Annotated in this window: 21 protein-coding genes, 1 tRNA gene and 2 pseudogenes; 12 read left to right on the plus strand and 12 right to left on the minus strand. The window is 66.6% G+C overall.

From position 1 onward, the window contains the following. Positions 1-43 precede the first annotated feature (43 nt). The 3 genes and pseudogenes from MMSP_RS04150 to MMSP_RS04160 all read right to left on the minus strand — a co-directional run bounded on the left by MMSP_RS04150 (position 44) and on the right by MMSP_RS04160 (position 3332). On the minus strand, positions 44-793 hold the full coding sequence (locus MMSP_RS04150) for an SDR family NAD(P)-dependent oxidoreductase (RefSeq protein WP_020785598.1): 750 nt from the start codon (positions 791-793) through the stop codon (positions 44-46). Then, a pseudogene (locus tag MMSP_RS04155) lies at positions 790-2028 on the minus strand (MBL fold metallo-hydrolase). Before MMSP_RS04155 ends, MMSP_RS04150 begins: the two are co-directional and overlap by 4 nt. 14 nt (positions 2029-2042) lie before the next feature. Continuing rightward, positions 2043-3332 (minus strand): sulfotransferase, encoded by a 1290-nt coding sequence (locus tag MMSP_RS04160; protein ID WP_036426139.1) that lies wholly within the window; start codon positions 3330-3332, stop codon positions 2043-2045. A gap of 128 nt (positions 3333-3460) precedes the next feature. On the opposite strand from MMSP_RS04160, the gene MMSP_RS29710 reads away from it, so the two are divergent. The 3 genes from MMSP_RS29710 to MMSP_RS04175 all read left to right on the plus strand — a co-directional run bounded on the left by MMSP_RS29710 (position 3461) and on the right by MMSP_RS04175 (position 4819). Further along, a complete protein-coding gene (locus MMSP_RS29710; protein WP_020785602.1) occupies positions 3461-3946 on the plus strand; it encodes a TM2 domain-containing protein in 486 nt (161 codons plus the stop codon). Positions 3947-4017: 71 nt separating this feature from the next. Beyond that, on the plus strand, positions 4018-4401 hold the full coding sequence (locus tag MMSP_RS04170; RefSeq protein WP_020785603.1) for a YbjQ family protein: 384 nt from the start codon (positions 4018-4020) through the stop codon (positions 4399-4401). 58 nt (positions 4402-4459) lie between these two features. After that, positions 4460-4819, plus strand: a complete 360-nt coding sequence (locus tag MMSP_RS04175; RefSeq protein WP_011741970.1) for a hypothetical protein — start codon at positions 4460-4462, stop codon at positions 4817-4819. Positions 4820-4910: 91 nt separating this feature from the next. Here MMSP_RS04175 and MMSP_RS04180 read toward each other — a convergent pair whose 3' ends face one another. From MMSP_RS04180 to MMSP_RS04195, 4 genes are all read right to left on the minus strand, one after another. Beyond that, entirely contained in the window at positions 4911-8978 is a 4068-nt protein-coding gene (locus tag MMSP_RS04180) for a PE family protein (protein WP_036426142.1), read from the minus strand. A 457-nt stretch (positions 8979-9435) separates the two neighbouring features. Continuing rightward, positions 9436-9525, minus strand: a tRNA-Ser gene (locus MMSP_RS04185). Positions 9526-9554: 29 nt separating this feature from the next. After that, the gene (locus MMSP_RS04190) at positions 9555-10013 is read right to left on the minus strand and encodes a nucleoside deaminase (RefSeq protein ID WP_020785607.1); all 459 of its coding nucleotides are present in this window, start codon (positions 10011-10013) and stop codon (positions 9555-9557) included. Continuing rightward, positions 10010-10531 (minus strand): tRNA adenosine deaminase-associated protein, encoded by a 522-nt coding sequence (locus MMSP_RS04195; RefSeq protein ID WP_011741974.1) that lies wholly within the window; start codon positions 10529-10531, stop codon positions 10010-10012. The genes MMSP_RS04190 and MMSP_RS04195 overlap by 4 nt, the downstream gene beginning before the upstream one ends. A gap of 131 nt (positions 10532-10662) precedes the next feature. Between MMSP_RS04195 and MMSP_RS04200 the strand changes: the two genes are divergently transcribed. Further along, positions 10663-11607, plus strand: coding sequence for a prephenate dehydrogenase (locus MMSP_RS04200; RefSeq protein ID WP_051153762.1), 945 nt, complete (start codon positions 10663-10665; stop codon positions 11605-11607). Here the strand turns inward: MMSP_RS04200 and MMSP_RS04205 are convergent. The 4 genes and pseudogenes from MMSP_RS04205 to MMSP_RS04220 all read right to left on the minus strand — a co-directional run. Next, positions 11570-12169: a putative glycolipid-binding domain-containing protein gene (locus MMSP_RS04205; protein WP_036426145.1), complete on the minus strand. Its 600-nt coding sequence runs from the start codon at positions 12167-12169 to the stop codon at positions 11570-11572. The two genes, MMSP_RS04200 and MMSP_RS04205, sit on opposite strands and share 38 nt — an antisense overlap. Positions 12170-12173: 4 nt before the next feature. Next, positions 12174-12920, minus strand: coding sequence for an ABC transporter permease (locus MMSP_RS04210; protein ID WP_015357580.1), 747 nt, complete (start codon positions 12918-12920; stop codon positions 12174-12176). Next, positions 12917-13597 (minus strand): ABC transporter permease, encoded by a 681-nt coding sequence (locus MMSP_RS04215; RefSeq protein WP_012396805.1) that lies wholly within the window; start codon positions 13595-13597, stop codon positions 12917-12919. The genes MMSP_RS04210 and MMSP_RS04215 overlap by 4 nt, the downstream gene beginning before the upstream one ends. A gap of 9 nt (positions 13598-13606) precedes the next feature. Then, positions 13607-14329 (minus strand): annotated as a pseudogene (locus tag MMSP_RS04220) (ATP-binding cassette domain-containing protein); the annotation flags it as partial. A 564-nt stretch (positions 14330-14893) separates the two neighbouring features. Between MMSP_RS04220 and MMSP_RS29285 the strand changes: the two are divergent. The 8 genes from MMSP_RS29285 (at position 14894) to MMSP_RS04260 (ending at position 20302) form a co-directional block, all read left to right on the plus strand. After that, positions 14894-15022, plus strand: a complete 129-nt coding sequence (locus MMSP_RS29285) for a hypothetical protein (protein WP_015354011.1) — start codon at positions 14894-14896, stop codon at positions 15020-15022. A gap of 59 nt (positions 15023-15081) precedes the next feature. Continuing rightward, entirely contained in the window at positions 15082-15384 is a 303-nt protein-coding gene (locus MMSP_RS04225) for a WXG100 family type VII secretion target (RefSeq protein ID WP_020785611.1), read from the plus strand. A gap of 33 nt (positions 15385-15417) precedes the next feature. After that, positions 15418-15705, plus strand: coding sequence for a WXG100 family type VII secretion target (locus tag MMSP_RS04230; protein ID WP_020785612.1), 288 nt, complete (start codon positions 15418-15420; stop codon positions 15703-15705). 43 nt (positions 15706-15748) lie between these two features. Next, a complete protein-coding gene (locus tag MMSP_RS04235; RefSeq protein ID WP_015354014.1) occupies positions 15749-16096 on the plus strand; it encodes a hypothetical protein in 348 nt (115 codons plus the stop codon). A 7-nt stretch (positions 16097-16103) separates the two neighbouring features. Continuing rightward, complete coding sequence (locus tag MMSP_RS04240; RefSeq protein WP_223161359.1) at positions 16104-16475, plus strand: hypothetical protein; 372 nt, start codon at positions 16104-16106, stop codon at positions 16473-16475. A gap of 3 nt (positions 16476-16478) precedes the next feature. Next, a complete protein-coding gene (locus MMSP_RS04245) occupies positions 16479-18521 on the plus strand; it encodes a hypothetical protein (protein WP_020785614.1) in 2043 nt (680 codons plus the stop codon). Positions 18522-18634: 113 nt separating this feature from the next. Then, on the plus strand, positions 18635-19126 hold the full coding sequence (locus tag MMSP_RS04250; RefSeq protein ID WP_020785615.1) for a hypothetical protein: 492 nt from the start codon (positions 18635-18637) through the stop codon (positions 19124-19126). Between the two features lie 618 nt (positions 19127-19744). After that, entirely contained in the window at positions 19745-20302 is a 558-nt protein-coding gene (locus MMSP_RS04260; protein WP_011742382.1) for a TetR family transcriptional regulator, read from the plus strand. A 58-nt stretch (positions 20303-20360) separates the two neighbouring features. Here MMSP_RS04260 and MMSP_RS04265 read toward each other — a convergent pair whose 3' ends face one another. After that, positions 20361-21974 (minus strand): FAD-binding protein, encoded by a 1614-nt coding sequence (locus MMSP_RS04265; protein ID WP_020785617.1) that lies wholly within the window; start codon positions 21972-21974, stop codon positions 20361-20363. Positions 21975-22051 lie beyond the last annotated feature (77 nt).

Here is a 22051-nt window from a genome sequence, read left to right on the forward strand (position 1 = left end):
GGCGGTGACTTCCGGGGCATAGCCGTTGCCCTGCAGCGTCGCCTCAGACGCAATCCGACGCGCCGTCGACAACGAACACCGCCCCGTTGGTGTAGCTGCTGTGTTCGGTGCACAGGAACGCCACCGTGGGTGCGATGTCACCGACTGATCCGAAGCGGCGCACCGGAATATGAGCAAGCTCCGCATCCACCAGCTCGGTCGCGAGATGCATCGGCGCGGTCATCGGGGTATCGATCGTGCCCGGCGCCACGGCATTTACCCGGATGCCCTTGGCCGCCCACTTGACCGCCAGGTTTCTGGTGACACAGATGATTCCCGCCTTGGCGGCTCCGTAGCCGGGGACCAAGGTGACCGCGCGCAATGCCGACATCGATGCCATGTTGACCACGCTGGCGCCTCCCACCGCGGTCGATGCCTTCAGCGAGCGGTAGAGACCCATGGTAAGCCGGTACGGACCGGTCAGATTGAGCTGTACCGAAGCGTCAAAACCATCCGGCTTCGATTCATCAAGTCCCCCAGGGAAATTCGCGCCGGCGTTGTTGACCAGGACATCCAGCCGGTCGAAGCGCTGTGTCAGCTGGGCTATCGAATCCGGGTCGGTGAGCTGCAGTTGCCGGTAAGTCATGCCGGACAAGTCGGTGTCGTAGTCCGCGGACCCCGGCTTGGTTCCGGTGACGGTGACCTGGGCCCCCGCGTCCCGGAACAGCATCGCGATCCCATGTCCGATCCCGCTGGTACCGCCGGTGATCAGGGCCGCAGTCCCAGTGAAATCGAAGCTCACCCGCGCCGTCATGAGTGGCTCGCTATCTGACGCTCTAGCCATGCGCTTTCCCAGAAGTTGGTACTGCAGGCGAGCAGGTTTTCGTGGGCTTGTCTGAGTACCTCACGGGCGCCCGGGTGGTCCCGCTCGATCAGCTCGGCAAGGTGGATCGCTTGCACCCGGGCGGCCGGAGACCAGATGAGCGCGGGCTCGATCCACAATCGCATCCGCGCCCGCCAGGTCCACCACATCGGCGGCGACAGCGTCGAATCCCACCGGATACAGCTCGGTTGTCGAGCGATGGTGGAACCAGCCCGAGTAGTTCTCCCAGATCGCCCGCACGTCCCAGGCCACCGTCCCATATCCCTGGCCGACGTCGTATTCGGCGGGGAGCACGATCTCGCGCATCAGGGTTTCCACATCCTTGCCGGCGTTCATCCCGGCGACGGTCTGATCGTGGACGTATGTGATGGCGTCGCGCAGTCGGGTGAGCTCGCAATAGATGAGCTCGGCGCCGGTGATCGGGTCAAAATGACCGGTCACCAGAATTTCGGGGCGCAGCGCGCGCACCCGCTCGATCGAGGCGATGGCAGCCAGCGCGTCGCGGTACTGGTCGCCACGCATGGTGACGAGGTTGGGGATGTGGCCGAATAGCGGACCAAAGGTATTTCCGCACAGACATATTCGTTCCTCCGGCAGCCAGACCACCAACGAGTCGGTCGTTTCTCCCCCCGGTACCGACACCAGCTCCATCCGTCGGCCGCCGACTTCCAGGACGAGCGTGTCCGCGAAATCAAGATCGACGTTGGGCACGCTCTGGCCGGCAGGCGGGTGGTACCGAGACGTCGCTGGATCGCCTGGATGCCGGCGCTCAGCGTGTCTTTGAAGGCGAAGGCACTGCGGCTGGCCCGATACGGGATGAGGCGCTCGTTGTCGTCGCGCCAGAGGGTCCAGTTCGCTTGTGCGACAACCTTTGTCTCGGGGTCGCGCACGCTGTCCAGGCCACCGACGTGGTCCACGTGGCCCTGGGTCAAGATGATGTAGCGCACCGGCGAGCAGTCCACGGCATCGAAATTCGCGCGGTGCACCGGGCCCTCAAATCCCATCCCTGTGTTGACCACCACCCGACCGTCAGCGGTGGTCAGCAAGTAGGAGTTCGACAGTCCCGGTGAACACCACAAGCCTGGCGCGATCTGCTCAGCCCGCTCAGCGGCCGCCGGGCGCATCGCATCGGCGCCCGGCCTGCTGCGGTAGACCGGTTCGAACATCGCGGTCGTCTCCTTCACTCGGGGCGGACATCAAACCTGTCGAAATAGAAGTCGAACCGTTCCCGAAGTTGCTCGGCCGAGCTGCCGAAATGACGTTGCAGGTGGTAGCGCACCCGACCGTGCTTGCCGCGCGGATTGCCGTCCAGGTACTGCTGAAACAGTCCGCGAACCTTCGGGGTTATCGCGACGCCGCTGCACCGGTAAAGCTCGTCCAGCAGCGCCATTTCGTTGCCGTTGAGCTGATGGAAGCCGATGTCGATGCTGCGGTCGGGCGGCACAATGTCACGGTCACGCACGCAGGCCCACAGCAGTGGATACACGCGGTCGCTCCAGTAGTCCAGCAGCCAGCCGGCGTCGATGCTGGTGCGGCGCAGCCGGTCAGAGTAGGCCATCATGGTGATGGTCGACTGGATCACCGCCACCGGATCACGGTGCGTGAAAGCCACCGTGGCGTCGGGAAAGGTCGCCATCAACGGGCCCAGCTGCTCGCAATGCTGCGGGCTCTTGAGGACCCAGGTTTGCGGGCCGCGCAGAAACGTCAGCGCCTGCAGCACCTTCTTCAGGTAGGCGTAATGGCGGCGTTGGTCGAGCCCCAGATAGTAGTCGCGCCAATCGGGCACCCGCGCATGCCATTCCAGGACATAGGAGGCCAGGTCCAGGTCGAGGAGCTCCACTTCCTCCTCGATCGCTTCGGGAAACCGGTCATGCATGGCGGCCACCACCGGAGCGGCGGCCATCAATGCATCATGCTCGGTTTTGGCCCTGGTGTAGCGCGGGTCCACGCCGAAGATGTCGGGGCCTTGGCCTTGGCCTTGGCCTTGGCCTCGGGCCGGGATCGGGTCTTGACTCTCCCAGTACGGCAGCGCACGCCGGCGCGGATCGGCAGCGAGCAGATTCACCAGATGGGTGGTGCCCGACCTCGGCATGCCCACCACGACGAACGGTTTTTCGATCCGGATCGATTCGATCTCGGGGTATCGGCGGATGAGGTCGGTCAATGAGAGGCGGTTGCGCAGCAGCCGAACCACTCGCTGCCGCAAGGACGAGCGGGTGAGCTGGGTGAGACCTTGCTCACCTTCGATCGCTGCCACATGGGCCCTCAAGCGGTTTCCGAAGCCGTCGGTGTCGCCAAGGTCGTCGCCGACCCCGGCCTGGTCCACAGCTTCGGCGAGCAGTGCCGCGATGTCGAATTCGACGTGTCTGGACTCGGTGAACTGCAGAACCTGGCGCTGGACGTCGGTCAGCACGGGCCTCGTCAGATCGTCAAAGTCGATGTCAGCGATGTCAGTGCTGGAAGGTTCCACCGGATCCCCACTTCGACTTCGACATACTCCAAAGACGGTAGCCGCGGGTGTGGCCGTTTCGTCAAGCGACACCGGCTGGGGCCGGGGTAGCGTGGGGAGGCGAGATTACGAGGGGGTAGTGCTAGCCGATGGCGACACCGAATCAACCCGGAGGTTCCTCCGACGAGCCCCCCTGGGTCGGGCAGCCTTACGGCCAGCCGGGCCCCAATCCCCACTTCCCACCGTCATGGGGGTATCCGGCTCAACCCGGGGGCCAGCCACAGCCATACCCCGGCAACCCGTCGTACCCGTACCCAAATTTCGCCCAGGCGCCAGATCCGCAGGCGCCCTTTGGGCGCGATCCGATCAGCGGTGTGCCCCTTTCCGATAAGTCGGCCGCCACCGCCGGACTGCTGCAGCTGTTTTTCGGTTTCGCCGGGATCGGCCGGTTCTACGTCGGCTCGAATTCCGTTGCCACGGCTCAGTTGTGCCTCGGACTCGGCGGCCTGGCCTTCACCGTTTTCTGCCTCATCGGCTTTCCGTTTCTCATTGCCGCGGTGCTGTGGGGAATCGTTGACGCGATCATGATCTTCACCGGCAACGTTGCCGACAGCTACGGCCGCAAGCTGCGCTAGGCGCCCCGCCCACGCAGCGGTAGTCTGCAGCGCAATCACGTCGTATCGAACGTCCGCAGAAAGGTGGCCCGGTGCTCGTTGTCACGACCAATGACATTCCCGGTTGGGAAATCCAGCGGGTGTGCGGCGAAGTCTTCGGACTGACCGTTCGTTCCCGAAATGCCTTCTCCCAGATAGGCGCCGGATTCAAATCGATGTTCGGCGGCGAGTTGCAGGGCATGACCACGAACCTGGCCGAGAGCCGCAATGAGGCGATGGCCCGGCTGATGACCGAGGCCCGCAACAAGGGCGGCAACGCGATTATCGGGATGCGCTTCGACACCACCGAGCTCGGTGACGTATGGACCGAGATCTGCGCGTACGGCACTGCGGTGCAGGCGGTGCCGGTCACCGATGCCGCACGCTACACCGCGTCGCAGCTCGGTTATGGCGGCGCACCCCAGCCTCAGCAATAGCTGCGGGGCGCTCCGAGCCCCGCCGAGCGTGCCGTGACCATGGCTGTAGGTTCGGGGAGTGATAGTGGGGGCTTTTCTAGCCGAAGCGGCCGCTGCGGTGGATAACAAGCTCAACGTATCCGGCGGCGTTTTGTACCGATACTGGGTCGACACCGACCGGGCAGCACGGTTTCTGCTGGTGGTGTTGACCCAGACCGAAACCGACGACCCCCACCAGCGGATCGAAGTCGAGATCAGACCTCCTACCGATGACGAACCCCTGCTGATGGGATTCGAGCTGCCCGACGCCGCAACCACCGCCGAGGTCGGGTTCGCCATCTTCAACGTTGAGGTGAGCCTGCCCGTCGACGGCCGTTGGGTAATTGTGGTGACCGGAGGAGCGGGAGCGATCTCGCTTCCGTTGTTGATCAGCGGGTAAAACGGGCCCGGCTCGGCTAGATCCCAGTTATTCGCTTGTCCTGCAGGCCATCTTCTAACGCCGGACCGGGAATGGTTGGGTGTGGCATCGCTCAGCCCGGGTTGCCTGGTTCACCGTTGATCCCGTTATCGGAAGGCGCGCCACCCGCGCCCGTCCCGACGAGGCCTCCGAACCCACCGCCGCCGCCTTGGCCGCCGATGACACCGAACCCGCCGTCACCACCGTCGCCGCCGTCGCCGCCGAAGCCGCCTAGTTTGCCATCGCCGCCTATCCCTCCAACGCCACCGGTACCGCCGGAGCCACCAGTGCCGCTTCCGCTAGCGCTACCGCCGCCGCCGCCGTCACCGCCGGTGCCGCCACTGCCGCCGACCGTGAACAACGTGTCGCCCCGACCACCATTGCCGCCGGCCCCGCCGGCGCCTCCGACACCACCTACCCCGTCCTCGGTGGCACCTCCCAAGCCGCCGGAACCGCCCGCCCCGCCAACTCCACCATTTATGACGATGGTGCCGATAGCGGCATTGCCACCCTTGCCGCCGATACCACCGGCGCCGCCGACACCATCCCCGAATGCTTGACCACCGTTGCCACCGTTGCCACCGAGGCCGCCGCCCTCGCCCGCGCCGCCGGTGGCGTTTCCTCCGGCGCCTCCGGCCCCTCCTGCGCCTCCGGTGCCGTAGGTGCCAGTGGCGCCCGACGCTCCGCCGTCGGTACCGGCACCACCTGCCCCGCCCAGACCGCCCGAGCCGCCGTTGCCGCCGAGGCCGCCATTCGACGGGATGATGCCATCGCTACCCGCTCCGCCGGCCCCGCCGGCACCACCGGTGCCGCCCTTGCCACCGTCGCCGCCACCAACTCCATTCACGCCGGCTCCACCGGCACCACCCTTACCGCCATCGCCACCTTGGGAGCCGAAACCGCCGGTAGCTCCTGCCCCCACGCCATTTGCTCCCGACGCGCCGACACTGCCGTTCCCGCCGGCCCCGCCATCGCCGCCGTGGCCGGCATCGCCAGCGGCACTAGCGCCATTGACGCCGGCAAGTCCTGCGGCGCCGCCAGCCCCGCCATCGCCGCCGTTGATACGGAAACCGCTCGGGTGGATATGGCCATCGCCGCCGCGGCCACCCACTCCGCCGGCACCGCCGTCACCGTTACGTGCGCCGCTGCCCCCACCGGCGCCTCCATTCCCGCCGGCCCCGGCGTCGCCGCCAGCCCCGGGGCCAGGGACACCCGGGCTGGCGGTGCCGTTCGCGCCGGCCCCGCCATTGCCGCCGGCACCGTTAACACCACCGACGCCACCGGAGTCACCGCCGGCACCGCCCGCACCGGCGTGCCCGCCGTCACCAGCTGAACCCGCGATACCCGCACCGGCGCCCGCGGCACCACCAGCGCTGCCATCGCCGCCGGCTCCACCACCACCGGCCGTAGCCGCACTATCGCCACCGAGGCCGCCAACACCGCCCGCGCCACCGGCACCGCCGTCTCCGTTGACGCCAGTAGACCCGGCGCTGCCGCCAGCACCGCCAGCCCCGCCCATGCCGCCGTCGTAACCGAACAGGCCCGGTCCTTCGGCATTGCCGCCGGCGCCCCCGACGCCGCCATCGCCGCCGGCACCGCCGGCACCCGTGTTACCCGCACTGCCACCGCTGCCACCCGTGCCGGCCGCACCACCGGAACCGGCCGCACCACCGGCACCACCTGCGCCGCCGTCGCCGCCGTCCACGCTAGCGGGGACGCCGCTGGCCCCGGCACCACCCGTGCCGCCTGCGCCGCCTGCACCGCCAGCACCGCCGCTGCCGTTGACTCCGCCCGCAACACCATTGCCGCCGACGCCACCAGCTCCACTGGCACCCCCGGCCTTCCCGGCCGTGCCCGGGTCGCCCGAGACCACTCCTGCGCTGCCGTCGTCACCAGCGCCACCAGCACCCCCGGCGCCACCATCACCAGCGCTACCGGCCGCACCCGCAGCGCCTCCGGTGCCGCCGGTTCCCGCCGCGCCACCAGTTCCGGCGGCGCCACCAGTACCGCCGGTTCCGCCGTCACCGCCGGCCACACCGGCGCCGATACCACTGGCCCCGGCACCGCCGCCGCCACCGGCACCACCGTTGCCGCCAGCACCACCAGCACCGTTGACGCCGTTGAACGCGGCGCTGCCGCCGGCTCCGCCGGCACCACCAGCACCACCAGCCCACCCGGCCGTACCCGAGTCACCCGTGTTGACGCCTACGCCACCGTGGTCGCCGGCGCCACCAGCACCGCCGGCACCACCGGTACCCCAAGCTCCCGTGGTACCTCCGCCGCCTGGGAACCCTGCCGCACCGCCGGTCCCTCCGGCGCCACCGGCACCACCATCAATGCCAGCACCGATGCCGCTGCCCCCGGCCCCGCCAGCGCCTGCCGCGCCACCGTTTCCGCTGGCGCCACCGACGCCGTCAACACCTCCGGCGCCACCGCCACCGCCAGCCCCGCCATCGCCGCCGCGGGCACCGGCCGCGCCGCTGCCGTCGATACCGGCACCGCCGAACCCGCCAGCACCGCCGTCACCTGCGCTGCCACCCGTGCCGCCGGCGCCCACACCGAAGCCTGCGTTGCCGCCGTTACCGCCCGCGCCTCCGGCACCACCCACACCGGACGTGCTCGTGCTGGAGCCACCATCACCGCCACGGCCACCGCCACCACCAGCACCGCCGTCACCGTTGACACCGCCCACACCACCGGAGTCACCACCGGTTCCCCCGGCACCACCAGCGCCACCGATCCCGCCAGCCGCACCGGTGTTGAAGCCGCCACTGAGTCCCTCACCACCGGCACCACCGGCACCGGCGTGGCCACCATCACCACCGAGACCCGCAGCCCCGACACCGCCACCCGCGGCGCCACCCGCACCGCCATCACCACCGGAGCCCGCCACGGTCGCACTAGCGCCACCGGCCCCACCCGCAGCCCCGGCACCCCCATCATCACCGGAGCCATTAACACCGCCGGCCCCGGCACTACCCCCAACGCCACCAGCACCACCGGAGCCACCAGCAAAACCGGCCTGGCCCGCCAGGCTGGCATCACTACCCGCACCACCAGCGCCACCAGCACCGCCAACACCGGCACCCGCGGTCTGCCCGGCGTTACCCCACAGCCATCCACCGGAGCCTCCGGAACCCCCGGCACCGGCGGCACCACCGGCGCCGCCATCGCCACCAGCACCGCCCGCCATATCGAAGCCCACACCGCTGGCCCCGGCACCTCCGCCGCCGCCTAGCCCGCCCGAAGCGCCCTCGCCACCGACCCCGCCGGCGCCGAACAACAACGATCGGCTCGCACCCCCGACACCACCAGCACCACCCGCGCCACCGACACCGCCAATACCTCCCGTGCCTCCTGGAGTACCGCTGTCGACGCCAGCTGCCCCACCACCACCGACCCCGCCCGCACCGCCGGCTCCGCCGGTGCCAAACAACAACGAACGCGCCACACCCCCGGCGCCACCAGCACCACCATGCCCGCCGATGCCACCGGCGCCGGCACCCACGCCCCCAGCACCACCCACACCACCGGAGCCACCCGCACCCCACAACCAGCCACCACTGCCCCCGGCCCCACCAGACCCGCCGGTCATACCCGCAGCACCGACGCCACCGGCACCACCCACGCCACCGGTGCCGATAAGACCCGCGGAACCACCGGCTCCACCGTTGGCTCCGGCCGCCCCCGACCCACCATTTCCGCCGTTGCCCCACAAGATCCCGCCGGCCCCACCGGCCTGCCCAGTGCCCGCGACCCCATCAACTCCATTACCGATCAACGGACGGCCGAACAACGCCATACTCGGCGCATTGACCACCCCCAGCGCCTGCTGTTCGAGCTCCTGCAACGGCCACATATTCAGCGCCTCGGCCTGCCCATAGGCGCTCCCGCCCGCGGTCAGCGCCCGCACGAAGTCGTCGTGGAGCAACGCCACCCGAGCACCCATCGCCTGGTACTCCCGACCGAAACCACCAAACAATTCCGCAATCGCGGCCGACACCTCATCACCGGCAGCCGGCAACACCCCCACCGTGGCACCGGCCGCCGCCAGATTGGCCTCCCGAAGCCCCGCACCCAGACCCGCCAAATCCCGAGCAGCCGCCTCCAACAGACCCGGACCCACCGAAACAAACGACATCACACCACTCCTCTGCGATAGGCGGGCACCATCGGAAAAATGGGCTAAACCGCTCGTCACCCATCGGCTCCAGTGCCGATTCCCGCGTATCGTAAGTAGCGATGTGGCGAAATATATTGCCACACAGGTTATTTGAAACAAATCTGTCTAGTACGTGAAACCAATGTCTCGAACGGGAAGGCGCCGCCTCAAAACGGCTCTAGGCCGAGACCACACGTTGAAGGGACGCGACACCCGCCACTGGAGGGAGCAGTGGCTGGAGAGTTCTATGGTCGACCCGGTGCGTCACCGTTCGCGCGACCACGATGGCCACGGAGCTGTGATGCTGCCCGGCCTTGGTCCGCTCGTCGAAGATTGCGCGCCAATCCACGCCAAGAACAAAAACCCCGGCCGACGGCCGGGGAATCTGTAGCCGATGACGCGACCCGTGGTGTCACCCACGGGTCGACTCATCGCTTGGCGGTGGCGGAGGGATTTGAACCCTCGGACGGTTTTAGCCGTCACACGCTTTCGAGGCGTGCTCCTTAGGCCGCTCGGACACGCCACCGCCGAGCAGCTTACCGAACCGATGGCCCGTCACCCCAATCGCTGGCGGCCGAAGAACTCTTCCAGGGGCGCAGCGCACTCCTGTGCGAGGACACCACCGCGCACTTGCGGGCGGTGATTAAGCCGACGATCGCGCACCACATCCCACAAGGAACCGACCGCGCCAGTCTTGGGTTCCCACGCACCGAACACCAAACGAGCCACCCGCGCCAGCACCAGAGCACCCGCACACATGGTGCACGGTTCGACCGTTACCGCCAGCGCGGCGCCTTCGAGCCGCCACCCATCCCCGAGCACTCGCGCCGCCGCCCGCAACGCCAGGATCTCGGCGTGGGCGGTCGGATCGCCGAGTTCCTCGCGGGCGTTTACCGCGCGGGCGAGTTCGGTCCCGTCAGCGGAGATCACCACCGCACCGATGGGTACGTCGCGCGGACCGGCCGTCGCTGCTGCCGCCAGGGCGGCGCGGACCAGATCTTCGTCCGCGATCACCGACCGAGGCGGTCGATTATCGCCGACAGCTGCTCCGCGAAGCCCATTTCCCGGGCGATGCGGCCGAGTTGTTCGTCGGCGTAGAGGTCAGTCTCGTCGAGGATGACCCCCAGCACGGCCTCGGGCAGGCCGATATCTGCCAGCAGGCCCAAATCGCCTTCCTCGAACGGGTCGGCATCCTCGAGGTCCTCGGGATCTATTTCAGAGTCCAGGCTGTCTAGGACTTCAGCCGCGATGTCGTAGTCAAGTGCCGCGGTGGCGTCCGACAACAGCAGCCGTGTCCCTGAAGGCGCCGGACGCAGGATGACAAAGAACTCGTCATCGATGTCCAGGAGCCCGAAGACAGCTCCCGAGCTGCGCAATTCCCGCAGCTCGGTTTCGGCCTCCGACAGCGTGGCCAAGGCCTTCGGACTCATCGCGGCGCAACGCCATTTGCCTTCTTCACGAACCACGGCAACGCCGAAACCGTCCGGCGTTTCCGCGGACGGGCCTTTCGCTGCGGCCCGTTGTGCTCCCATGGGCGCTTACGGTAGTCGCTGGCCAGGTTTGTGACCAGATGACCCTTGACCAGCGCCGCTGGGCAAGCGCGGCGGCGGACACGCACAAGCAATACAAGTGTGCCAACCTTGGGACTGTGCAGACGACACCCGTGTGTGTACTCGGGCTGGGCTTGATCGGTGGTTCCATCATGCGGGCCACCGCTGCAGCAGATCGTGTGGTCTTCGGCTACAATCGGTCGGTGGAAGGCGCCAACGGCGCCCAGTCGGACGGATTTGAGGCCACCACCGATCTCGCCGAAACACTGGCCCGGGCCGCCGACACCACCGCATTGATTGTGCTGGCCGTTCCTATGCCGGCGTTGCCGAGCATGCTGACCCACATCCGCGAGTTGGCCCCTAACTGCCCGCTGACCGACGTGACCAGCGTCAAGACCGCCGTCTTGGAGGAAGTCACCGAGGCCGGTCTGCGCGAGCGCTTCGTCGGCGGTCACCCGATGACCGGCACCGCACACTCCGGTTGGGGGGCTGGTCACGGCGCCCTATTCACGCGGGCACCCTGGGTCGTCAGCGTCGACGACCACGTGGATCCCGTGGTGTGGTCGATGGTGATGCAGCTGGCGCTGGACTGCGGAGCGGTGGTCGTGCCGGCCAAGTCCGACGAGCACGACGCGGCCGCGGCGGCGATCTCACACCTGCCCCACCTGCTCGCCGAGGCACTGGCGGTCGCCGCCGCCGAAGTCCCCCTGGCTTTTGCTCTGGCCGCGGGTTCGTTCCGGGACGCCACCCGCGTTGCCGGCACCGCTCCCGACCTGGTTCGGGCGATGTGCGAGGCCAACACCGGACAGTTGGTGCCGGCTGCGGACCGAATCATCGAATTGCTCAACCGCGCACGCGATTCGTTGGCCTGCAATGGCTCGGTGGCCGACCTGGTCGACGCGGGCAACGCCGCGCGCACCCGCTACGAGAGCTTCCCGCGCTCCGACATCTCCACGGTGACGATCGGCGAGCCGCGCTGGCGCGAACGACTGGCGGCGGCCGGCCGGGCGGGCGGCGTGATCAAATCCGCTCTGCCAAGCCTGGATAGTCCAGGATGAAACCTTCATCGTCGACGGTCACGGTGGTATCGGCGACCGGGGAGCGCAACTTGATGCCATCCAGGCGGCCCTCACTGCTGTAGCTCACGGTGGCCGCGTCGACACTCATCTCCGGCACGTTGACGTAGACCATCGGCAAGGTGATCATCTCCGCACGCTCGTGGATTCCGAGGCGCCGGATCGGCAGCGCGTTGAAGAACGGGCTGAACACCAGGTCGATGTCCAGCGCGCCGTTGTACCCCGCTCGGCTCTCACCCTGGTGGTCGGTGACCAACCACATGTTCTCTTCGTCCCGGGCGATCGCGAGCTGACGTTCCCGCTCGGCCAGCGTGACGGTCAGTCCGAACCGCTTGGTGGCGCCGGTCTCGTCGGTCTGCAGATCGTAGAAAGCGCCGAATGCGGGATTGCTGGCGGTAGCGGCCGCCACAGTGCGGCCATTTGCCCTGATCCGCTTGCCGGACACCTGAATTCGTACCGATTCCATGCGCGAGACGTCTTGAGCACGCCACGTCAACATAGCCGTCCAGAGGCGCCGAGCCGGATCAGAGGAAACTGAGTTCACATCTCTACCGTAGGACGTGTGAACCAACCGCGGCGGAATTGGGACTAACTGCAACGTCAATTCGGTCATCTGGCTGGTGCCAGAACCTGCTCACGCGGCCGGTGCCGGGCACCGACGCCCATCCCGCCAACGCCAGCAGCCCGTCCAAAGACAGCGCCAGCGCCGCCACCATCAGCGCACCGACCAAGGCGATATGGAACTGACGTTCCTTGATCCCATCGATCAGGTAGCGGCCCAGCCCGCCCAGGCTGGCGTAGGCAGCCACCGTCGCGGTGGCAACCACCTGCAGCGTCGCGCTGCGCAACCCGCCGAGTATCAGTGGCAGGGCGTTGGGCATCTCGACGCGCAACACCACCTGGGCCTCGGTCATCCCCATCGCACGGGCGGCATCGACCACCAGCGGGTCGACGCTGGCGATGCCCGCGTAGGTGCCGGCAAGTAGCGGCGGCATGCCCAACAGCATCAGCGCGACTATCGGCGGCCCCAGACCCAGCCCGAACAACAGCACACCGAGCAGCAACACGCCCAGCGTCGGCAAGGCGCGCAGCCCGTTGACCGCGCTCACCACCAGCAACTGACCACGGCCGGTGTGGCCGATGATCAACCCAATCGGTATGGCAACCAGTGCCGACGCCGTCACGGCCAGCGCGGTGTATTCCAGGTGCTCGGCGGTACGGTGGGCCAGGCCGGCCGATCCGGTCCAATTTGCGGCGGTGGACAAGTAGGACAGCGCCTGTTGCAGGAAGTTCATCGAGCCCCACCCACGATCGGAGATCTGAACCGACGCCGGCCACGCGAGCTGCGCTCCCACGGCGTGGCCAACCTGCCGGCCACGTTGAGCACCATGTCGATCAGAATGGCCAGGACAAACATCACGGTGATGCCGGCCACGATCTGGTCACTCTTGTCCATCAGGTAACCCGCGGTGAACCAGGTGCCCAGACCGCCGATGCCGATCACCGCCCCCACCGAAACCATCGCGATATTGGTCACGACGACCACCCGCAGGCCGGATACCAGCACCGGAATTGACAGCGGCAGTTCGACTTTCAGCATTCGCGCAATCGGCGAATAGCCGACCGCCACGGCGGCATCCCGGACCTGCGCGGGCACCGCATCCAGGGCCTCCAGCACCGCACGCACCAGCAGGGCGGTGGTGTAGGCCGACAGCGCGATGATCACGTTCGCCTCTTGCAGGATCCGCGTCTTGATGATCAGCGGCAACACCACGAACAGCGCGAGCGACGGGATGGTGAAGACCACGCTGGCGGTTGCCGTCGTCAACCGACGAAGCGTCGGTGCGTGCTGCACGAACAAGCCCAGCGGGATCGCGATCGCCGTACCGATCAGCACCGGAATCAACGACAGCCGCAGATGGACCATGGTCAGCGCCCAGGCGGTGCCGAGGTGGGTCATCAAGTAATGCATACCCGGGCCTTATCGCCGGCTTTTCAACGCGGACAGCACGTCATCGGCCAGCACTCCACCGATGACCTTGCCGCCGTCGTCGACGGCCACACCCATGGATGACGGCGACGACAGCGCGGCATCCAGCGCCTGGCTAAGGTTGCCGTTCGGCCGGAACACCGCCCCGACCACGGTCATGGCGTCCGGCAAGGTCGCACCATCGCGATGGCGGCGCAATCCGTCGGCGTCAATCCAGCCCACCGGGACGTCATCGTCGCTGACCACCAGCGCCCAGCCATCGGGCGGTTGCGACCGCCCCAGACTGCTCACACAGATCCGCTCGAGGTTATGCAGCTCGAGCCCCGCCCCATCGAAGAGTTGCAGCAACCGGTAGCCACGGCCCAAGCCAATGAATTTCGACACGAACTCATTGGCCGGGAGGGCCAGCAGCCGGGCGGGCTGGTCACATTGCTGCAACCGACCGCCCGGCGCGAACACCGCCACCACCTCACCGAGTTTGAACGCCTCGTCGATGTCGTGCGTGACGAAAACGATGGTCTTGTGTAGATCGCTTTGCAGACGCAGGATTTCGTTCTGCAGGTCATGGCGTACCACCGGGTCGACAGCAGAGAAGGCCTCGTCCATCAACAGGATCGGCGGGTCAGCCGCCGGCGCCCGCGCCAGCCCGACCCGCTGTTGTTCGCCACCGGAGAGTTGGGCCGGATAACGGCTGGCCACCTTGGGGTTCAGACCAGGGAACGCCGGAGGCCTGGGTTGCTTTTGCTGCCGATTTCTGCGACGGATGGTTGTCGTAATATCGTCAGAACCGGTCAGAACGTTCGGGCATGAGTGATGAATTGTCGGGCGGAGAGCCGACGAATTACGGTGCCGACAGTGATGAATTCCGGCATCCAGCGCAGGCGCGTCCCGTCGCAGACGGGGGCCTCTAGCAGGATGTTTACTGACCGAGCCGGATGGCGGCCAGCGCGCAACGATGAATTGCCTGGCCAAATTGATGAATTAAACTGCGATGTTGGTGAATTTCACCGATGGCCATTAATAATCTTCAGGTATTTCACAGTCGAAATCGTTGAGCTAATGCGCCGGATAATGATATTCGGTTATTCCTAACCGGTGCAGAGACCCGGAACAGTGCAACCGCGATCGGCGAGCTATCGCGCAAGCGCCTGACTCGAGTGTCTGCGCGAGCCCGCTTGACCACGCCCGTGGAAGCGGGCGCCAACGTACCAACAAGAAGATCCTCGGCATCACCAACGTCTTCGCCGCCGAACATGAGTCGACGGTGAGGAGGGCGACATGAACCACATGAACCAGCTGATCGCCGCGGCGACCGGATGCGTCCAGCCCAGCGTCCCCGGCACACCAGGCGCCCGGCCCGCGACACCAGACCCCAACCCGGCCAGCACCCCCGGCGTCATCGAGTGAGATGGCCGTGCTCGGCCGGCAGTTTGACCCGCATTGTGAAAAGGAGAAGGTGATCGCCCATGGCGGAGATGAAGACCGATGCCGCGACCCTGACCGGTCAGGCCCGTCAGTTCGAACGGATCGCTGATGACCTGAAAGCCTCGATCCGGCGGGTGGAGACAAACGCGGCCGGGTTGCTGCTGGCCTGGCGCGGTGATGCCGGCCATGCCGCCCAGGCTGCGATTGCGCTGTATCACCAGGCGGCCACCCAGCAGGTCAAGAAACTCAATGAAATCTCGACAAAGATCTGGACTGCCGCGCAGGACTACACCGACACCGATGACCACGAAACCGGCTTGCTGTCAAACCAAATGAACTTCTAGTCCCCTCCTGAGCATCAGAAACGGAACAGCGACATGGCAGTACTGCACTACAACTTCGCCGCCATCGAGATCGGGGTTGCCGAAATCCAGGCCGAGGTCATCAAAACCCAAAAGCACCTCCACGACGCCAACCAGGTTCTTTCCACCCTGACCGAGGTGTGGGGTGGCAGCGGCTCTGAGGCCTACCAACAGGTCCAACAGCAATGGGATAGCGCCTCTGCTGACCTCAACGCCGCGCTGCAGGCCCTCGCGCGCGCCATCCACCAGTCCAACCAAGAAATGCTGACCACCGAAACAGGCCTCGCGGCCCTGTTCGCCTAGCCCACCAACAGCCAATGACAAACACACGCACAAGGATCCGCGAATGACGACATCGAAGAACCCAGTCACTGTCGATGCCCCTGTCCTGGCGGCTGCCGGGGACGCGCTGCGGGGCCTCTCGTTTCCGTCACCGCCGAAGCCGCCGATCGGGCTGGAAATGGACTACGCGGTGATCGCGGCCAATGAGGTGCTGCCGCACATCTACTTCGCGGTGAAGGACGTGCTCAACACCGCTCAATCCACCCTGCACCAGTTGGGCTCCAACATCGTCACCGCGGCCAACACCTATACGAACACCGACAAAACGCTGGGTGAGCAGCTCAGCCAGTACAAGTTCCAACCGCCGGCGGCCGCGAATCCGGCGCCGGCGGGTACTGGCGTCGAGGACTGACGCAAACATGACGAGACGTCCAGATGTGCAGGTGGCGCCCAAAGGCCTGACGCCGAAAGGCGCCGAGTTGGAGGTGCAGAGCGCGGCGGAAGTCCTGACCCTTTCGGGCGACACGTGGCGGACCTCCTGTACGGGCGGAAGCCAGGCGCCGCAACAACTTGCGCAGGGTTTCGAGCGGGCGGCCAAGAACCATCGGGGCACCGACCGAGCGGCCCGGGTCTGGCGTGCGTACCTGCAAGAGGTGCTGGAATCCGCCGACCCGCAGATGCCAGCCGAGCTCGATGAGCGGCTGGCTCGAGCGCTGCCGCACTTGCACGGCATTCTGTCGGCCCTGGCCGACGTGATCGATGAGGGTTTTCAGATCGTGAGAGGTGGCTAGGCGATGCCGCAGATAATCAAGAAACCGGACACTCCCAACTCGGAGGCGATGCTCGAACCGAACGGGTGGCCGAACGTCTACGAGCTCGACCTGATCAACCAGGCCCGTGATTACTTCATGGCACACAAGCAACTGAGCGAAGTGCACTCGGCTTGTCTCAAGCAGATGAGCGAGATGTTCACCAAAGATGTCTGGTCGGGAGATGCCGCTGAGGCCGCCCACGCCAAGCTCAGCGACTTCAGCTCGCGGCTGGAAACCGTGGTCAAACAGCTGTTGGGCGTATACATCTGGTACGGCGACATGGCCGCGCTGCTCATGACGGTCAAGAAGCGAATCTGCATGCTCGTCATAGAGACTGAAGCGGAGGTGGACGAACTCGAGGCGTCCGCGGAGGAAAACCCCGCAGCGCCCCTTCAGATCATGGCGCTGCTCGCTGAGGCCAACGCGTCGAACACCGCCATGGTGGTTACCGTCGCAACGGCGCTGCAGACGGGCTTGGGATTGATCCCGGAGGACATGTTCCCGGCGATCGATATGAACTCACCCGCGGATTACCTCCCCGATCTCGACCCGCCGCTACCGCCGCTACCCGCGCCGATCTCCAACAACATCCCCAAGCCGATAAAGCCACTACTGGGCCAGCAAGAACAGGCTTCGGACTCGACGTCATCGGACACCGTGCAACCCACGTCGGGGAGCACGCCGGCAGCCACCTCGGTGCCGACTTCGGGTGCGACGGCCGCGTTGAGCCCGCTGTCGAGTCTGAGTTCACTGTCGTCTCTGGCGTCGATGTCGGGTGCGGGAATGTCGGGATCCTCGGCGGCCGCCCCTCAAGGTCCGCCTTCCTCGGAGCCGGACACGTCGGCAGCCGAGCCGGCCGCTGCACCGGTGCCCACCGGTGGGGGTGGCGCGCACCCGGGTGGACAAGGGATCCGGCCCCAGTTCTTGGGGCCGGAGGTCGGGGCGAGTTCCCCAGTACCGCAGGCTGATCCGGCGGCCGCCGCGTCGGGCGCTTCGTCAGCCTCGGCGGCACCGACGACATCGATTGCGTCGGGGGGTGCCGCCGCGGGGCCGGGCGTGCGTTCGAGTGCTCCGGTAGCCGGCACCCGATCGGGTCGAACGCCCACCACGCCGGCAGCAGACAAGTCGGCGGGCAAGGCCCCGGTGCACGCCCGATCCACTGCGGATGGGGACTTCGCCGGCACCGCCGAGACGATGGATGCTGATGCGCTGGTGGCGATTCCGGTGGCCGCCGCGCTGGCGGAACGTGATGCGATCGCTGCGGCCTCGACGCCACGCACCAGCGAGGCGCCCGATCCATTGGCCCTGGCCCGACGCATCGCCGCGGCGCTGAACGCACCCGATGTCGGCGGCACCGATGAATTCGGGTTCTTCTGGGTCACCGCTGTGACCGCCGACGGTGAGATCGTGGTGGCCAACAGCTACGGGCTGGCCTACATCCCCGACGGGGTGCACCTGCCGGCAGCGGTGCACATGGCCAGCAGCGACCGGGGGATCGCCGCCAGCGAGCGGGCCCGCTGGGCCACCTACCCGGTGATGGCCGTGCAGGGCTGGGCCGCCCATCACAACGCCACGCTGCGCGCGATCATCGCCACCGAAGAACAGCTGGCCAACTGCGATCCCGGCGTGCCGAAGATTCTGCTGCAACCCGACGAGATCCCCGACACCGGCCAGATGAGCGGTCGAACTCGGCTGGAAGTGGTGGACCCACGCGCGGCCAAGCGCCTGGCCGCGACCGTTGATGCGCGTCTGATCGACTTGTTACCCGCCGCACCGGCGGATGCCAATGCGCCGGTCGATCGACGCCACAGGTTGTGGTTCGAGGTACTCAAACCCATGGGCAGCGAGTGCGCGGGCCGCGAGATTGCGCGCGTGGCCGAGTTCTACAACTACGCGGCCCACAGCCAAGAGATTCTGCTTTGGCGGGCACACAACGCCGTCGACGCCGACGCCCAGCGCGCTGCGGTGACCGACTGGCTGTACATCACCGCGCAACTCGACAGCGCACAAGCAATCGCTGCCTGATGGGGGTCGGCTGCTCACGCCCTGGCCGAGCCGGCACTCGGCCAGGGCGTGAGTGGGCAAGGTGGTCCCTCGGGGCGCAGCTGACCGCGTCAACCATCGGAGGTAGCTAAGCGATGCCCATCCCAAGACCGACCACTGCCGACGCCCCGGCGATGCTCGAACCTGACGGATGGCCCGGCATCGAGGAAGACCTCGTGTCGGACCTGGCGGTGATGTTGCGCTGCACGTGCGCGCAGCTCGAAGACGTGGGGGAGGCGTGCTGGGAGGCGGGGGCGCTGTTTGAGGATGGTCGTTGGCAGGGCCCGGCCGGCGCCGCAGCCGCTGTGAGGTTCGAGGAAATCCTGGAACAGATGAGGTCCGTGCTGGCCGCTATCGCACTTGTCACCGACTGGCACTTCGACGTGTGCGAATTCGCCACGGAGGTCAAGGAGGATATCTTCGCCGGCGTCCTCAGCACTCAAGCGCTGATCGAGGCGACACGGGAGGCCCAACCCGAAGCGGTCCCGCCGTTGATCGCGGCGCAGCATGTGAGCAACATCTTGAAGGTCAGCGGGCTCGGCCTGCACATTGGGGCCGACGGCACGGTGCTGCTGGCCGAGATCTGAGCGGCACAGATCAAGATCGCCAACGGGATCCGCACACCAGGTCCCTACCAAGTCCGAAGAGCCGGTCAACGCCGGACCGGATTGGTCAGCTGGCGCGCGTTCGCCCGGCCGGGGTGACCTACCTCCCGGCTGCATCGGCCTCTTGGTAGGCGCGGGCCGCGGCAGCCATATCATTCGACAGCTGGAAAAGATCCTTTTGGATAGCCAGCAGCCTCGCGTTCAACGTTCCCAACATGGCCGGCGAAAGCCGATTGAAATGCACTGATGCCGGATCAGTTCCGATCGCAAGGACTCCCGGCGGAATCCTCGGAAAGTCAGCTGCGGTACTGATCGCGAACAGCTCACCCGCCGCAGTCCGCAGGCTGGGGATACTGACGGTCAGAGGGGAGGTCATTGCTGGATCCCTTTGGTTGTCTTCGGCGTTGGGCGTTGGTAGGTGGAGTGATTGACCGCTGCCGGCTTGGCTGGTTAGTAGTCGAGTGCTTCGCGTAGTGCGGCAGCACTACGCGCCGTCGCACTACGCGAAGCACTGGGCTACTGAGCGGCCAAGATGGCAATCCGCTATGGGTTAGATCTCAATATCCCCACTGTCAACGATCGTTGAATACACTGGTTGGCATGCCCGTGAAGACGCGAGACGCAACCGCCACCCGGTCAGCGATCCTGGACGCTGCACAGTCCCAGTTCGGGGAGAACGGGTTCGAGCGAACAACCATCCGATCGGTGGCCAAGGCCGCCGGGGTCGATCCGGCGCTGGTCATGCACTACTTCGGCAGCAAGGCGGGGCTCTTCACGGCAGCCACCCGATTCGACATCAAATTCCCGGATCTCTCGGGCATCCCAATGGACCGCATCGCCGACGCGCTGCTGCCCAATTTCCTCAGGGTGTGGGGGCCCAGGGGGGCATTCCTCCCGCTACTGCGCGCGGCCGCGACCAACCGTGACGCGGCGGACGCGCTGGTCGAGGTGTTCGTCGACCGGGTCGGCCCAGCGCTATCGGCGATCGTGCCGGACCGGGGGCCCGAACGCGCCGCGCTGGTGGCAGCGCAAATGGTCGGTGTGGCGACGGCCCGCTACGTAATCGGCCTCCCGCCGTTGCTGCACATGGACGACGAGGAACTCATCAGATGGCTGCGGCCGGTGATCGTGCATTACCTGACCGACCCCGCGCCGTGACGACCGTTTCCGGATCCGAACTTGCCCGAGCCGGCTTCCCCGTTGCGCTGCCGGTGGGCTATTCGAGCGCGGCGCTGGCGGCGTGGGTGCCGGCGCGACGCCCGGAAAACACGCAATCTGCGATGGACAGCCCGCTGACATAGGAGTTGGAGCAGATGCCGGTTGCCGTGCGACCCGCACCGAACAAACCGGGAATCGCCGCACCGGATGCGTCGAGCACGGCTCCGGTCTGTTCATCGACCTTGATCCCGCCGAGGGTCAGCATCGGGGTGGGGTTGAGCAGGCTGGGCCGAACCGAGATGTTCAGCAGGGTGAAAGGAGCGCGGGCTACTCGGCGCACAAATTCCGCGGGCTTACCGGCGGGGTCTGTCGCTGCGGCGTCGATTGCGTTGTTGTGCGCGTCGACGGTGGCCTGCAGGCCGTCGGGATCGACGCCCGCCTTGCGCGCCACGTCGGCCAGCGTCTCGGCCCTCACCGAATCGGCGACCATCAATGCCGCGGCTTGAGCGCGCTGAAACCACAACGGCTGCTTGAGCATCTGGCGCCGAGCTTCATTCATCAAGTCCGCATCGGTGACCAGCCATGCCCTGGCGTTGTGATCTTGCACCAAGGCTTTGCCGACCGCAGCGCCGTACCGACTCTCGTCGATGACGCGTTGACCTTGCTGGTCGACCATGACGGTGCTGATGAATGCGCTCGGTGGCGTGATGAAGCGCCATGCCGAGACGTTGTCCATCCGTTCGGTGACCGCTCCCACGCTCTGTGCCAGCGCAATACCGCTGCCATCATCACCGCTGGTGCCGAGTTGAAGCCCGGTCACGTAGCGCGGGGCATACCGTTTGATCCATTCGCTGTTGGCGATGAAGCCACCGGCACACACGATCACCCCTCGGCGTGCCCGGATCTGAACCGCGCGGGCGTAGCGTCGCTCAAGGGCACGCAGGCGGCGCTCCATCAAGTTTCGCAGCGGCGGATAGTAGATCCCGGGCTTGGTGGACACCGCCGCTAACGCGGCATACGCCCGCCGAATGCGGGGTGGCGCATCGTGCATCGTCATCGCTTCGACTCCGGTCACCCGACCCGTCGAGTCCTGCAGCAGCTTTGTCACCTTGGTGTGGGGGTAGAACTGAACACCAAGGGAGAGTGCGGCTTTGGCCAGTGGCGCATATAGCTGCTTGCCCGAGGTGCCTTTTCCCTTGACTCGGTGTCCGCGCTGGACGGGCGGAGTGTGGCTGCGAAACGCCCCGGAATTCTCGCTACCCGAGTGGTAGAGGTAGTAGTGATTATTCGGAAACGAGGTTTTGTAGGGACAAACGGTGGAGTCGAAAGGCACGCCGTAGTTGCTCAGCCAGTCGATCATTTCGGGGCTACCGCGCACGAATGATTCCAGGGTCGACTCGCTGACTGCATCTGCGACTTCGAGGCGGAGATAGGTCAGCATCTGTTCGAAGCTGTCGCGCACACCGGCTTGCTGCTGGACCGCCGTACCACCGCCGGCATAGATGATGCCGCCCGATATCGCGGTTGCGCCACCACCATTAGCCCGATCCAGCGCCACCACCTGCACGCCCTGTTCGCGTGCCGTGATGGCCGCGGACACACCTGCCGCGCCAAAACCGATCACGACTACGTCGGTGGATTCGACAATGTGCTCCGGTGTGTCATCAGCCATGCGGCTACCCCAATCAGTCTTCGCTTGCCGGCGCGGGTGACTGTAACAGGTGCCAATGCGCGGCGAAGGGGATCGAG

The organism is Mycobacterium sp. 012931 (assembly GCF_000419295.1).
GTDB lineage: Bacteria > Actinomycetota > Actinomycetes > Mycobacteriales > Mycobacteriaceae > Mycobacterium > Mycobacterium marinum.

Coding starts and splice junctions, on each gene's coding strand:
- MMSP_RS04150 (WP_020785598.1), bottom strand. CDS start 793: ATGACGGCGCGGGTGAGCTTCGATTTCACTGGGACTGCGGCCCTGATC.
- MMSP_RS29710 (WP_020785602.1), top strand. CDS start 3,461: ATGGCGACACCGAATCAACCCGGAGGTTCCTCCGACGAGCCCCCCTGG.
- MMSP_RS04180 (WP_036426142.1), bottom strand. CDS start 8,978: ATGTCGTTTGTTTCGGTGGGTCCGGGTCTGTTGGAGGCGGCTGCTCGG.
- MMSP_RS04195 (WP_011741974.1), bottom strand. CDS start 10,531: ATGGGAGCACAACGGGCCGCAGCGAAAGGCCCGTCCGCGGAAACGCCG.
- MMSP_RS04210 (WP_015357580.1), bottom strand. CDS start 12,920: ATGAACTTCCTGCAACAGGCGCTGTCCTACTTGTCCACCGCCGCAAAT.
- MMSP_RS04215 (WP_012396805.1), bottom strand. CDS start 13,597: ATGCATTACTTGATGACCCACCTCGGCACCGCCTGGGCGCTGACCATG.
- MMSP_RS29285 (WP_015354011.1), top strand. CDS start 14,894: ATGAACCACATGAACCAGCTGATCGCCGCGGCGACCGGATGCGTCCAG.
- MMSP_RS04225 (WP_020785611.1), top strand. CDS start 15,082: ATGGCGGAGATGAAGACCGATGCCGCGACCCTGACCGGTCAGGCCCGT.
- MMSP_RS04230 (WP_020785612.1), top strand. CDS start 15,418: ATGGCAGTACTGCACTACAACTTCGCCGCCATCGAGATCGGGGTTGCC.
- MMSP_RS04235 (WP_015354014.1), top strand. CDS start 15,749: ATGACGACATCGAAGAACCCAGTCACTGTCGATGCCCCTGTCCTGGCG.
- MMSP_RS04240 (WP_223161359.1), top strand. CDS start 16,104: ATGACGAGACGTCCAGATGTGCAGGTGGCGCCCAAAGGCCTGACGCCG.
- MMSP_RS04245 (WP_020785614.1), top strand. CDS start 16,479: ATGCCGCAGATAATCAAGAAACCGGACACTCCCAACTCGGAGGCGATG.
- MMSP_RS04250 (WP_020785615.1), top strand. CDS start 18,635: ATGCCCATCCCAAGACCGACCACTGCCGACGCCCCGGCGATGCTCGAA.
- MMSP_RS04260 (WP_011742382.1), top strand. CDS start 19,745: ATGCCCGTGAAGACGCGAGACGCAACCGCCACCCGGTCAGCGATCCTG.
- MMSP_RS04265 (WP_020785617.1), bottom strand. CDS start 21,974: ATGGCTGATGACACACCGGAGCACATTGTCGAATCCACCGACGTAGTC.